Source organism: Hyphomicrobium sp., from assembly GCF_003987855.1.
In the GTDB taxonomy this organism is placed as follows: Bacteria; Pseudomonadota; Alphaproteobacteria; order Rhizobiales; family Hyphomicrobiaceae; genus Hyphomicrobium_B.
This window is the reverse complement of sequence record NZ_RXIZ01000013.1, coordinates 173,900-186,523: the sequence shown is the minus strand read 5'-3', so window position 1 is coordinate 186,523 and position 12,624 is coordinate 173,900. Positions and strand designations below refer to the sequence as shown.

11 protein-coding genes are annotated in these 12,624 nt (G+C 57.7%); 9 read left to right on the top strand and 2 right to left on the bottom strand.

Annotated features, from left to right (window positions below; genetic code table 11):
• Positions 1-3: 3 nt before the first annotated feature.
• The 7 genes from EKK30_RS12005 to EKK30_RS11975 are packed head-to-tail and all read left to right on the top strand — an operon-like array spanning position 4 to position 6,181.
• Positions 4-171, top strand: a complete 168-nt coding sequence (locus EKK30_RS12005; RefSeq protein ID WP_290985222.1) for a cbb3-type cytochrome c oxidase subunit 3 — start codon at positions 4-6, stop codon at positions 169-171.
• Positions 172-175: 4 nt separating this feature from the next.
• Positions 176-1,111 carry a cytochrome-c oxidase, cbb3-type subunit III gene (ccoP, locus tag EKK30_RS12000; RefSeq protein ID WP_290985219.1) on the top strand — a complete coding sequence of 312 codons (936 nt, stop codon included), beginning with the start codon at positions 176-178 and terminating at the stop codon, positions 1,109-1,111.
• Positions 1,108-2,598 (top strand): cytochrome c oxidase accessory protein CcoG, encoded by a 1,491-nt coding sequence (gene ccoG / locus EKK30_RS11995; protein WP_290985216.1) that lies wholly within the window; start codon positions 1,108-1,110, stop codon positions 2,596-2,598. The genes ccoP and ccoG overlap by 4 nt, the downstream gene beginning before the upstream one ends.
• Complete coding sequence (locus EKK30_RS11990) at positions 2,595-3,098, top strand: FixH family protein (RefSeq protein WP_290985213.1); 504 nt, start codon at positions 2,595-2,597, stop codon at positions 3,096-3,098. Before ccoG ends, EKK30_RS11990 begins: the two co-directional genes overlap by 4 nt.
• Positions 3,083-5,317, top strand: coding sequence for a heavy metal translocating P-type ATPase (locus tag EKK30_RS11985; RefSeq protein WP_290985211.1), 2,235 nt, complete (start codon positions 3,083-3,085; stop codon positions 5,315-5,317). Before EKK30_RS11990 ends, EKK30_RS11985 begins: the two co-directional genes overlap by 16 nt.
• Complete coding sequence (ccoS, locus tag EKK30_RS11980) at positions 5,314-5,502, top strand: cbb3-type cytochrome oxidase assembly protein CcoS (RefSeq protein ID WP_290985209.1); 189 nt, start codon at positions 5,314-5,316, stop codon at positions 5,500-5,502. The genes EKK30_RS11985 and ccoS overlap by 4 nt, the downstream gene beginning before the upstream one ends.
• Complete coding sequence (locus EKK30_RS11975; RefSeq protein WP_290985206.1) at positions 5,495-6,181, top strand: sulfite exporter TauE/SafE family protein; 687 nt, start codon at positions 5,495-5,497, stop codon at positions 6,179-6,181. The genes ccoS and EKK30_RS11975 overlap by 8 nt, the downstream gene beginning before the upstream one ends.
• Positions 6,182-6,193: 12 nt before the next feature.
• Here the strand turns inward: EKK30_RS11975 and EKK30_RS11970 are convergent, their stop codons facing one another.
• Both EKK30_RS11970 and EKK30_RS11965 read right to left on the bottom strand, forming a co-directional pair.
• On the bottom strand, positions 6,194-7,882 hold the full coding sequence (locus EKK30_RS11970; protein WP_290985203.1) for a hypothetical protein: 1,689 nt from the start codon (positions 7,880-7,882) through the stop codon (positions 6,194-6,196).
• 122 nt (positions 7,883-8,004) lie between these two features.
• Positions 8,005-9,879: a multiheme c-type cytochrome gene (locus tag EKK30_RS11965; RefSeq protein WP_290985201.1), complete on the bottom strand. Its 1,875-nt coding sequence runs from the start codon at positions 9,877-9,879 to the stop codon at positions 8,005-8,007.
• A 544-nt stretch (positions 9,880-10,423) separates the two neighbouring features.
• On the opposite strand from EKK30_RS11965, the gene EKK30_RS11960 reads away from it, so the two are divergent.
• Both EKK30_RS11960 and EKK30_RS11955 read left to right on the top strand, forming a co-directional pair.
• Positions 10,424-11,476 carry a 2Fe-2S iron-sulfur cluster binding domain-containing protein gene (locus tag EKK30_RS11960; RefSeq protein WP_290985198.1) on the top strand — a complete coding sequence of 351 codons (1,053 nt, stop codon included), beginning with the start codon at positions 10,424-10,426 and terminating at the stop codon, positions 11,474-11,476.
• A 162-nt stretch (positions 11,477-11,638) separates the two neighbouring features.
• Entirely contained in the window at positions 11,639-12,583 is a 945-nt protein-coding gene (locus tag EKK30_RS11955) for a cytochrome c family protein (protein ID WP_290985196.1), read from the top strand.
• Positions 12,584-12,624: the final 41 nt, after the last annotated feature.

The window sequence follows — 12,624 nt, the reverse complement described above, 5'->3', positions numbered from 1 at the left end:
AACATGACCTACGACGAAGCACAGGTGCTGTCGCAGCTCGTTTCGATGGCGATCTTCATGACGCTGCTAGCGGCTGCCTTCGTCTACGCATTTCGCTCCTCGAACAAAGCAAAGTTCGATCACATCGCGAAAGCGGCGATCGAACAAGACAATAAAACAGAGAAGCAGTGATCCCATGGCCAGCCATAAGCGCATCGATGAAGTTACAGGTGCCGAGACCACCGGGCATGTCTGGGACGGCGACCTGACCGAACTTAATAAGCCACTTCCGCGATGGTGGCTCTATACGTTCTACGCCTGCATCGTCTGGGCATTCGGCTACTGGATCGTCTATCCCGCATGGCCAACCTTCAACGGCTATACCAAAGGCTGGTTCGGCTATAGCCAGCGGGACCAGGTCGCCAAGGATGCGGCGGCGGCAAAAGCGGCCCAGGACAAATACCGAACCGCAATCGCGGCAATGCCTATTGCCGAGGTTAAAAAGAATCCCGAGCTCTTCGAATTCGCGAGAGATGGCGGCGCCGCGATTTTCGGCGACAACTGTGCGCCGTGCCATGGCCGCGGGGCTCAGGGCGCGGTCGGCTATCCCAACCTCAATGATGACGACTGGCTTTGGGGCGGCGATCTCGAGAGCATAGAAACGACCATTACACACGGTGCGAGGTCGGGTGATCCCAAAACGCATGACACGGCCATGCCCCGCTTCGGTCTCGATAAGATCCTCGAGCCCGCACAAATCAACGACGTCGCCAATTATGTGCGCTCCCTTTCTCACTTGGACGTCGATGCCGCTGCCGCCTCTCGTGGATCAGCGATATTCGCAGACAACTGCGCGGCCTGCCACGGCGCTGACGCCAAGGGCAACACTGAGATCGGTGCGCCCAACCTGACCGACGCAATTTGGCTGTATGGCAACAGCCAACAGGCCGTCGTGCACAGTATCGAAACTGGTCGTGGCGGCATGATGCCGGCATGGGGCGGCCGTCTAGATCCTGTTTCGATCAAGATGGTCACGCTCTACGTCCATTCGCTCGGTGGTGGAAAGCCTGAACCGAAAAAAGAGGAGGGCGAGTCCGAGCACAAAGACGAACCTCACGAGGCGCCCAAATGACACTGATGGGCGGACCTAACAAGTTCATCGCCGACAAAAAAGACGACGACGCTCCGGCCGCGAAGAATACCGCTGCGCCGTCGAGCATCTACGCCGCCCACCAGAAGATTTACCCCAAGGAAGCTCACGGCACCTTCCGAAACGTGAAATGGGCGGTGACCGCGGTTACGTTGGCGATCTACTACATACTGCCGTGGATCCGATGGAACCGCGGGCCGAGCCTCCCTGACCAGGCACTCCTCTTCGATTTCGCCAATCAGCGCCTGTTGATTGGCCCGATCGAAATTTGGGCGCAGGAATTCTACTACGTGACGGGCGTCCTCGTCCTTTCCGCACTCGCTCTTTTCCTAGTCACCGCAGTCGCGGGCCGAATGTGGTGCGGATACGCCTGTCCGCAGACGGTCTGGACCGACTTGATGATCGCCGTCGAACGCTTCTGGCAAGGCGATCGCAACGCGCGAATGCGTTTGGATCAGAGCAGCTGGACGTTTGAAAAGCTCTGGAAGAAATCTGCAACGCATCTGTCGTGGATGATGATTGCCATCGCTACCGGTGGCGCGTTCGTGTTCTATTTCCAAGACGCGCCGACATTGGCGCGCGAACTCATCTCCGGCACGGCATCTCCAGTCGCTTACACTTTTCTTGGCATCTTTACCCTGACCACCTACTTGCTCGGCGGCATGGCCCGCGAGCAGGTGTGCATTTACATGTGTCCGTGGCCGCGCATTCAGGGCGCCATGCTCGACCACGATTCACTATTCATTTCTTATCGTGAAGCTCGGGGCGAGCCGCGTGGCTCCCACAAACGCGAGCAAAGCTGGGAAGGCCGCGGCGACTGCGTTGATTGCAAGGCGTGCGTGTCCGTTTGCCCGACGGGAATCGACATCCGTGACGGCGCTCAACTCGCCTGCATCCAGTGCGCTCTGTGCATAGATGCATGTGATGAAATCATGGATCGTGTCGGACGACCACGCGGACTGATCGCCTACACGACGATGGCGAACCTCGATACCGCGAGCGTGGAGCCACGAAGCGGTTGGCGAATCGTGCGGCCGCGCACGATCCTCTATTCCGCGTTGATCGCAGCCGTTGGCGGCTTGATGCTGTGGTCGCTTCTCAACCGCGCTGACACGATCGTGAGCGTGGCGCCCGACCGCAACCCTCTGTTCGTTACGCTCAGCAATGGCGGCCTTCGCAATGGCTACACGGTTAAAATCACCAACAAGACGGAGACGGCGAAGAGCTTCAGGATATCCGCCACGGGCGTTCCGGGTGCTAAGCTTCAGTTCGTGGAGTTCGAGGGCCAAGATCCGGTAATCGACATAAAGCCTTCTGAAGTCCGGGCCGTGAAATTCTTCCTTTCGATTGGCCCCGGGGAACGCAAAGAACTAAAGGGAGATTCCACTCCCATTTTGGTCACCGTGCGGGATATGTCGACTGGACGTGAAACATCGCGCGCAACGACATTCAGTGGGCCAGGATCATGAAGCAAACTCTTGCGGTAACCGGTGGCATCAACGGCTGGCATGTCCTGTTCGGAATGATCGCATTTTTTTTGACGGTTACGGCTGTCAACGGCGTGATGATCTACGATGCGATCTCGACGTTTGGTGGCGACACGCCGGATGCATATCGCACTGGCCTTCATTACAATCAGCGCATCGCCCAGCAACGCCAGCAGGATCAACTCAGCTGGACGGAAGAGTCGAAGTTTGACACCTCAACTGGCATCTTCAGCACGACGCTGAAAGACCGCGACGGTCACGGCCTTAGCGGCCTGAGTGTCAAGGGCTCGGTCGGTCGCCCTGCCACGGACAGAGCAGACCGCGCCATCATCTTCAATGAAATCGGTTCCGGCACCTATCGCGTCAATCTCACCGATTTGTCCCCAGGCACCTGGGACCTCTCATTCTTCGTCAGCGAAACGGACGCTAAGCCTGAAAATGTGGTCTATCGTTCAAAGGCGCGGCTATGGAAGCAGCCCTGATCGCAACACCCCCGCTCCCATCGAGCGAGCGCGAGAAAGACGCGGCGACGACATGTGAGACGATAACGCTTTCAGTTCCCGACATCGTATGCGGCAGCTGCATTCGCATTATCGAAACGGCGCTACAAAGTGTTCGGGGTGTGACCGCCGCACGAGCCAATCTCGCCCTGAGGCGCGTGACCGTCATGGTTCGCCGTCAAGGGGACGATATTCATCCCGACGCCTCCGATCTTGTCTCATCGTTGCGGCGAGTCGGCTACACGGCAGCCGAGCTCATCGAGGGCATGGACACCGCCGCCTCGCGCAATCGCACCGGTGAACTCATCCCGCGTCTCGGCGTGGCGGGCTTTGCGGCAGCCAATATCATGCTGCTATCCGTATCGGTCTGGTCGGGCGAAGTATCCGATATGGACAATTCGGTACGCGATCTTTTCCATTGGGTATCGGCACTGATTGCGCTTCCCGCAATCGCCTACGCCGGCCAACCGTTTTTCCGCTCCGCCTTGGCAGCACTCAAGGCGCACCGCCTGAACATGGATGTTCCGATTTCCCTGGGCGTGCTGCTCGCAACGGGAATGAGCCTGTTCCAGACAATACGCGGATCGGAACAAGTCTATTTCGACGCCGCCACGACCCTCGTCTTTTTTCTCCTGATTGGGCGCGCGCTCGATGAGAGCATGCGCGTGCGCGCGCGAGGTGCCGCAGAGAATTTGCTGAGCCTTCGCGCAATGACGGCCACCGTCGTGTCGGAGGACGGAACCGCGAAGTCTCTCTCTGCTCGCGCCCTGACTCCTGGAATGCGCGTGATGGTGGCGGCCGGAGAGCGTATTCCGGGCGACGGCAACGTCATCACTGGAACGAGCGAGATCGACGAAAGCCTGATCACCGGCGAAACCGTCCCACGGACGGTTGCCGTCGGCAGCCATGTTCACGCGGGAACCGTGAACGGCGGTGGGGCACTCCTCATCTCCATCACCTCATCTGACGAAAACACGCTTCTGGCTGAGATCGGCCGGCTGATGACAGCGGCCGAACAGAGCCGCGGGCGCTACGTGCGACTAGCTGATAGAGCAGCCCGGTTCTACGCGCCTGCCGTACACATTCTCGGCCTGCTCACGTTCGCCTCATGGATGATCATGGGAAGCGGATGGGAGCTTTCGCTGACGCACGCCATTGCTGTGTTGATCATAACGTGCCCTTGCGCGCTGGCGCTCGCCGTACCGGCCGTGCAGGTCGCCGCCATGAGTCGCTTGTTTGGTCGCGGAATCATCGTCAAAGCAGCTGATGGTCTAGAGCGTATGAGCGAGGTCGATTGCGTCGTTTTCGACAAGACCGGCACGCTTACTCTCGCGCAGATTACGCTGATCGAAGATCAGTCGGTCGATCGCGCTGTTCTGTCTCGCGCGGCGAGCCTCGCGATCACAAGCCGCCATCCCTACGCCCAGGCCTTGGTCCGATCTGCGCGCGACCGGCACATTGCAATTGAAGCGATCGAGGACGTCCAGGAAGTTCCAGGCTGTGGTCTCTCCCATGTTGAAAACGACGTAGAAGAACGGCTCGGATCGGCGCAGTGGGTCGGTGCAAACGTCGACCAGAACCCTGAAGCGTCCCTATGGTACAGCTCGAGAGACGGCGAACTTACCGGCTTCCGCTTCATCGATCAGATTCGCCCCGATGCACGCGAAACCGTGCAGAACCTGCGAAGCGCAGGGTACCAAATCGAATTGCTGTCCGGAGATCGCCCGGGAGCGGTGGAACGTGCCGCCTCTGCCTGCGAAATTTCCCAATGGCGCGCAGCCCTGCGTCCCTCCGAGAAGTTGACAAGGATAGGCGATCTGCGCGCCGAGGGACGCAAACCTCTGATGGTCGGCGACGGATTGAACGATGCTCCAGCCCTCGCCGCAGGATTTGCCTCGATTTCACCCGCATCGGCCGTCGACATCAGCCAGGCGACCGCCGATGCGGTATTCCAAGGCGACCGGCTGGGATCCGTTATCGAAACGATGATGGTGGCGCAAGCCGCACGCCAGATGGCCCTGCAGAACTTTGCAATCGCCATTGGCTATAACCTCGTATTCGTGCCGATCGCGATGCTTGGGCACGTAACACCCCTGGTCGCGGCGCTCGCCATGTCGACCTCGTCGATCGTGGTTACGGCTAATGCGGTCCGGCTTAGAACCAAGAAGTTACGTTTAAAGCCGGCGAGGAGCGCTCAATGACATCTCTCGCCTGGCTCATGCCGGCAGCCCTGACACTCGGGCTCATGGGACTCGCTGGCTTTCTATGGGCGCTTCGCAGCGGACAATTCGAAGATCTCGAAGGCGCGGGTTGGCGCGCCATCGAGGACGGCGAGCCCACAAAAACGTTATCGTCGCAGGATGAATCCGGCGATCGCCATGCTTGAAACGCTGATATCCGGCATCGCTTTTGGGCTGGCAAGCAGCCTTCACTGCGCGGCCATGTGTGGTGGTATCGCTTGCGGCGCGCTCTTATTGCTTGACGCAACCACACCGCGACAACGCTATGCGCAATTATCGCTCCTGCAAGCAGGCAGGGTGACGACCTACGCCGTTCTGGGCGCCGTGGGTGGCGCGATGGGCGCCGGACTTGCTGCGAAACGCGGTGGCATAAGCTTCGAGATGATGCAATGGGCCGCTGCCGTTTCGCTCATGTGGATGGGCCTTGTGCTCGCAGGCGTGATGCCGACGATAGTATTCCTCGACCGCGCGGCTTCCTACCTCGGCCAGATGGCCGGGACGGCCCTCGAACCGTTGAGACACAGAAGGATCGCGGGACCATACGCGTTGGGCATCATCTGGGGCCTCAACGCCTGTCCGATGCTCTACGGAGCCGTTTTCTTCTCGTCTCTGACGGGTTCGGCGCTACGCGGGTTTCTGTTCATGACGGGCTTTGGTGTCGGCACCCTGCCAGCCGTCGTCGCCGCCGCCAGCGGGTTGACGTTCTTGCGCACGATCAACGGCAAGCGACAAGTCCGCGTTGCTGCAGGGATTGCGCTCGCACTCGCCGGTGTTGCGAGCGTCTATGCGCCGTGGTCGAGTTTCCCTGCGTTTTGCCGGCTATGACGTCCATTCACTCTAGAACTTGCTTCGCAACTCAGTACGGAAACCGAAGTTGTCGTCTTGCCCTTCCTGAATCTGATAAGTTGCATCAGCTCGGAACAACCAGGATCTCGTGATCGGAATCTGATAACGAACGCCGAAGCCGTATTGAGCTGCCTTAGCGCCGATGCCATCGTTTTCGAATGGCTGAACCGTCGCGACCTCGAACACCAGCTGCTGATCAAGGTTGAAGAGATACTCAACCCCGAGCGCGCCGCCAAAGGTATTGGACGCTGTGTCGTCGAGCTTCGGATACCCGGTCAATGCGTCAGTCTCAAAGTTGATGCCGACGTTCTTCAAAATGCCTGCGTTATTGCCGTCGACGAGCGGCTCAGGGTTTCCAACCCCGACAAAGAAGTTTGCGTAGGGCAGAAGCGTAAGAGGAAGCGGCGAGATCAAGCTGTTCTCGGAAATGAACGCAAATCCGTCGCCATTGCCGTGGCCATCATCTCCAAAGTTGGCGAAAAGGCGTGTCGAGTTTGAAATCGTGTTCGCGTAGCGCCTGCTGTAAGCGGCCGTGAGAAAGTGTTGTTCCACATTGTCGAACGCGCCTGTACCTTGAATGAACCCATAACCGGCCTCGACGTAACCGTTAAAGGCGTCCACAAAGGTCGTCACGCCGAAAAGATTGGCGTGATCATTGTCGACCTTGCCGTTGACGCCAATCAAGCTTGCATTATCGACGTTGTCGAACGCTGCAAAGAACGTGAGGTCATAGTTCGACAGCCCCAACGTAGATGAGTTTTTGGCGGGAAACGTTACCGCTCCGCCAAGGATAGCATCGTTGGCCCAAATTCCGTTTTGCAGGAATAGCGGGAAGAGACCTACCGTGAAGGGCAGATCGAAACCCGCATACTTGCCAGAAACGCCTGAATAGATTGAACCCAGATCGCCCTCGAAGAACAGCGTTTGAGGGTCGAAATCGAGTTCATCGGTAAACCTTCCATCGCCATCGCCACCGCTGAACTCGAAGCGGGTGAACTTCGCGTTGCCATCCTGAAACGGCGTAAAGAACGCGTGAATGCGTTCCGTTGCGGTTATCTTGAGGTCGACATCCAGATTGAGCCGCGTCGCGACTTGGGCGATGTCCTTGCCGTTGTTGCTATTGTAGGCCATGGCTGTCCGCCAATCGCCGTAAACGGACAAACCCGGCAAAAGCGGATTGAGCTTTCCGAACAGGGTGCTGCTCTCGTCGTAAATGCCGGAAGTATATTGCTCGCGTCCGATCTCGAGCAGCGGCCGCGGCGGCTCCACAGCCGTCTTGCCGCCGTAGATGTCAGTTTGTCCTGCTGCATCGTATTTCTTCGAGTATTTCGGATCATCTCGGAACGCGCCCTTGGTGGACGACCTCTTCTTTTCACCGCTCTTGGCGTTCTTCGCCGATGCCTCTTGATTGCCTCCTGCCTTAACGTCGCCGCCTAGATACTGCTTGGGCACGATGGTCTCGTTTCTATTCCTCTGCTGTTGCGTTGATGGAGCCACCGCATCCGTGCTCGACGCCGTCGTGACCCAACCTCCCGCATTGCTGATCTCAGTGGTGGATTCGCTGGACTGAGGTCGAGCGCTGGTACCCGACAGCACCAGATAGCTTGTTGCCATAAGGGTCACGACAGCTGCAGTTGTTCCAGTGCCAAATCGCAAGGCGCCCGTGGCGTCGCGAGTCATAAAGAAGCTCCCACATCTTGCCACCGCCCTCGCGCAGAGGATCGGGTGCTTTCAGAGAGGCTTCGGACCCGCTTTTTGAACCGACTTCGAGGTCCAAATCCGAAACGCTCAGTCGCTTGCCATTAGCCTTTGACGTCAACGTCCACCGCAAAGTCATGGAAGCTCATGATCCGCTCATTCATGCTCTGCTCCATCGCCTTCGTCGCACCGACAAATCGCATGAAGTAAATCGGTTCGGCCCGGCTGCGCATGCGAAAGGCGAGACGGTACTTGCCCGGTTTGGTGATCAGGTTGCCCGGAACCTGGTACGTCGCCTCCCTCATCCCCAGGGGAGTAAGCGAATGGTTTTCCATACGCACCAGCGGCGGATGATTGAGGACCGTTGTCGGAATGCTCGGAGGCCTGAGTTGTGGCAACGGATCGATGTCGAAGTTGACCGGCAAATACATTTCCCGATCCGTCCCTTTGACATTCGTTGTGAGAAATTTCGTTTGAAAATGCACGAGCATCTGATCGGTATCGATGCGACCCGCCGCTACGTCCAGGCTGTGGAGATCGGCCATATCGCCGTTACTGTCGACGTAACCGGATTCCCAGATGTTCTGCCCGTCAGGATCAACAAGCGCTACGTTCACCCAAAGCTGCGGCTGCGCGCCGAGAGAACCCGACGGCAGGTTGTGCCCTGTATTCGTATTCTTGATTTTGAATGAGAATGCCAAATCCGCGCCGATGCGCGGTGTTCCCGCGATGTACGGGCCGTCGACGTTACTGCTGTTCTCCATCACTTGGCGGCGAAGTTTGTCGCGCTCGTCGAGCTTCTTCAGATTTTCTTCGATGATCTCGCGCGCATCCTCGCGGTCGAGTGCATCGGCCCAACGCTTGGGAAATTTCGCCTTAATCTTTCCAGCCGCTACCTTGTCCTCGAACTTGGCGGTTCCCCAACCTCCGCGCCAGTCGAACGTCAGCCAATCTTCGACGCTGTAGGCCTGAGCCTTGGTGTTGTGCGGAAAGATGCCGGGATGCGCGATCGAATAACCCGGACCTATGAACCGATGATTGGCATGCTTCCGTCCCGGATTGATCTCCTTCCCTCCGACTATTGCGGACGGCGCGGTCGCGTAACCCTTGGGCTGTCCAGGTACCTTGCCCATGTGGCAATCCTGGCAACTGATTCCTGCCTTGCGCGCCGGACTGTCCCGATACTGATCCCAAACGATCTCAAGCTTGATCCCAAGGTTGACCGCCACCTGATGACAGCTGACGCAAAATTCCGACTTCGTAATCTGATCGTTCGTGATCATCCCTTTATGAATGTCGTTGCCTCGCCCGTCCGGAGCGGTCTTGACGGAGTACGTGTCCTTGTTCGCGAGAACCTTATTGATAACGCTCTTCTGGCCGCTGCCATAAACGGGTTCGTAGATCTTGCCTGGCTCGACGCGGCGCTCGCCGTTGACCTTGCCGTACTGTTCCTTGACCCGATGACAGGTAATGCAGGTTACGCCCTCGCGCGAGATCTGACTGCGCGCCCATAGCGGCGCCTCGCGAGCTTCACCGAGCTGTGTCCCGACTTGCTGATGGCAGCGCACGCAGAACGTTCCGACGGTTCCTTGCGTCAGCTTCTGAAACTTCTGCTCGAATTTGTGAAACATCGGCGAAATCGAAGCATAGGCGTGCTGCGAGGAAGACCACTCCTCATAGATTTGCTTGTGGCAGCCTCCGCATTGCGCCGCTGTCGGATACAACGCCTCATCGCCGTCAATTCCCGCATGGGGATCGGCTTTCTGCACGTCTTCGTCAGCCCGTTTGGCGGCTTCACCCTCGCGCCGCCTCACCTCTCCTGTGTTTTCTGCAAAGCGTAATTGATGCACACTTTTCGTGGATTGGCTTTGGATCGTCTCCGACGCAACGGCGGCCTCATCTGCAAGAGATGCCCCATAGCTCAGCACTACACCTGACAAAGCGCAGGCAAGCACCGACGCGCAGAAAAACCGTCCCATAGCCACCCCTTGTCCCCATCATCTGTCAGAGCGGCCCCAACCTAGATCGCCTATCGCGAAGCGCCCCCGCGCTGGATTGTAGAGCCACTGCAAATCAAAAGCCGGAAAGGGGCAGCGATATGGCCGAATAAAATTCCAGAATTGAGAAAAGCCAATCAAATTGAAAATGCGATCTCCCAAGTTCGCGCCTCAAATGGCAAATGCTCTGCAGACCTTTTAAGTGTGCAGAGCGCTGATTTTTGGGCTGTTTTCATGGGAATTGCTTTGACCCAATGTCGCGATAATTTCTCCCAGGATTCATTCCCATTTATTTAATTCAATAACGAACCCGCCACAGTGATAATTCAAATGTGGTCACGCTCCGAACACGATAGCCAATTAGCAATTCACTATCGTCGCTTTTTCTCGCCGCACGAGCAGCTGAGTCTCAGAGCGAATGGAAGTCGGAAAACCCTAGGTTTTTACGGCTTCGATGCTGGGGTGGGATCGCCCAAGTGGGCTCATTCGCTTGGCAGATCATATGAAGTACATTCGGAATAATAGGATGCCGAACAGTCACGAAATCACGATCAACGGCACAAGCTTCATCGCTAAAGGGGGTGAGCTGCTTTTAGACGCCGCCTTACGCAGCGGAGTCAGCATCCCGCATCAATGTCGCTCCGGCCACTGCGGAACGTGTTGCGTCCGACTGACTTCCGGTCGGGTACATGGCGGAGAGGCCCGCGACCCTGATATCGTACACGCTTGCCAGTGCCGCATCGCCGGCGAAGCTGAGTTCGAGACGATCAGTCTAGGTGCAGTTCGAGAAGTTGGCGGCACACTCGCAGCCTTGAGGCACGTGACGTCCGAGGTGACCGAAATCGGTATTCGCATCAACTACGCGCTGCCCCATCACCCTGGTCAATACGCACGTGTGCAGTTCAAGGGCTTCCCAGAACGCGCCTATAGCATCACCCAACCCGTATACGCGGCGCCAGATAGTCGTTCCGTTTGGTTTCACATTCGGCGCCTAAAGGATGGCCATGTCAGCCCGGCGCTCGGGCACCGCATTGCGCTCGGACATCGCGTGATCCTACGAGGACCGTATGGTTCGGCACACTACCGGCCAATGCCGGGCGGCCGTCTTATTCTCGTGGCCACGAATACCGGTTTCGCCCCGATATGGGCGATTGCCATTGCAGCGCTCCGGGAAAATCCGTCGCGAAGAATCATGATCATCGTCGGCGGCCGCACACTTGAGTCATTATATATGGCTCCGGCACTGGCTCGCCTCGCGCAGTTTCCGAACGTCTTCATCGTTCCCGTTTGCAGCGGGCCATACGCGCTTCCGAGCGGCGTGATGCCAGGTCGTCCCACGGACTATCTTCCAAAAATTCTCTCGACAGACGCGCTTTATGCATGCGGCGCGCCGGAGATGGTCAACTCAATCAAGTCGATAGCCGCGAGCTTCGGAGCAACGTGCTACGCCGATCCATTTGTTCCATCCGACGAAGCTCCGCGCCGACCGAATGGTCGATCGCGCAACGTCCGTAAGATCGCGATACCGAGCGAGCGGCCAATGCTCCAACTGCCTTTTGCACGCTCCGTCAGCCTTTAGCACCTCACTACGACGTACAAGAGTAGGCCTTTGGCAAATTTATCTCGGCAACCAAAGCATCCACCACCAGCAAGCTTCACAGTGCGCGTTCGCCTCAGCCCTAGCTTTACTATTTTCGCATTCGCCATTTCGCTGTTTGCAACAATCCGTACGGACGCTGCTGTGGCAAACGAACCAGAGAAGATCGCTGGTCCAAATGCATGCGCCGAATGCCACAAGCAGGAGACCGAGGCGTGGAAGGGATCACACCACTTCAAGACCTTCCGAGAAATGCCGCGCAATCTCGAAGCCAACAAGATCGCGCAACGGATGGGCGTTCGCCGCATAAGGGCGGAAAGCTTATGTCTTAATTGCCATTACACGGTTCAGAAGAAAGACGACAAGGATGAGCCCATCGCCGGAGTATCCTGCGAATCCTGTCATGGCTCGGGCAAAGAGTGGATCAAGCTGCACAGCAGCTACAGCGGAAAGACGGCTCAGACGGAAACAAGCGCCGAGAAGGCGCAGCGCTGGAAACTCGCCGAGGCAAAAGGCATGATCCGCATCCACGCGATCTATCAGTTGGCGAAGAATTGCTACGGCTGTCACGTCGTTCCTAACGAAGCTCTCGTAAACAAGGGCAGCCACCAAGCGGGCAGTCCGTTCGAACTGGTTTCATGGTCCCAGGGCGAGGTGTTGCACAACACGTGGTACTCGAAGGGAAAAGCCAACGTTCCGGCGAACGCCGCACGCAAGAGAATGCTCTTTCTCGTTGGATTGGGCGTCGAACTCGAAATGTCACTACGCGCGGTCGCAAAGGCCACGACGAGAAAGGCATACGCTTTCTTGATGGCGCAACGCGTTGACCGCGCGCGCAAGCAACTCGCCGTCGCTGCCAAAAACGCACCGAACGTGCCAGAAATCGCCAAAATGGTCGAGTTAGCTCATTCTGCGGGACTAAAGCTGAACAACGAACGCTTGCTGGCAATAGCCGCAGATGGCGTGTCCAAGCTGATCGTGAGCATGACTGACAAGTACGACGGCAGTTCGATGGCCGGCCTCGACAGCATGATTCCCGGCCCCGAAAAATTCAAAGGCACGCCGCGCAAGCCCGCGGCGATCAACTGATCAGCGCTGTTCTGCGCTGGCCGTCGAAAGAATGTTGTGTT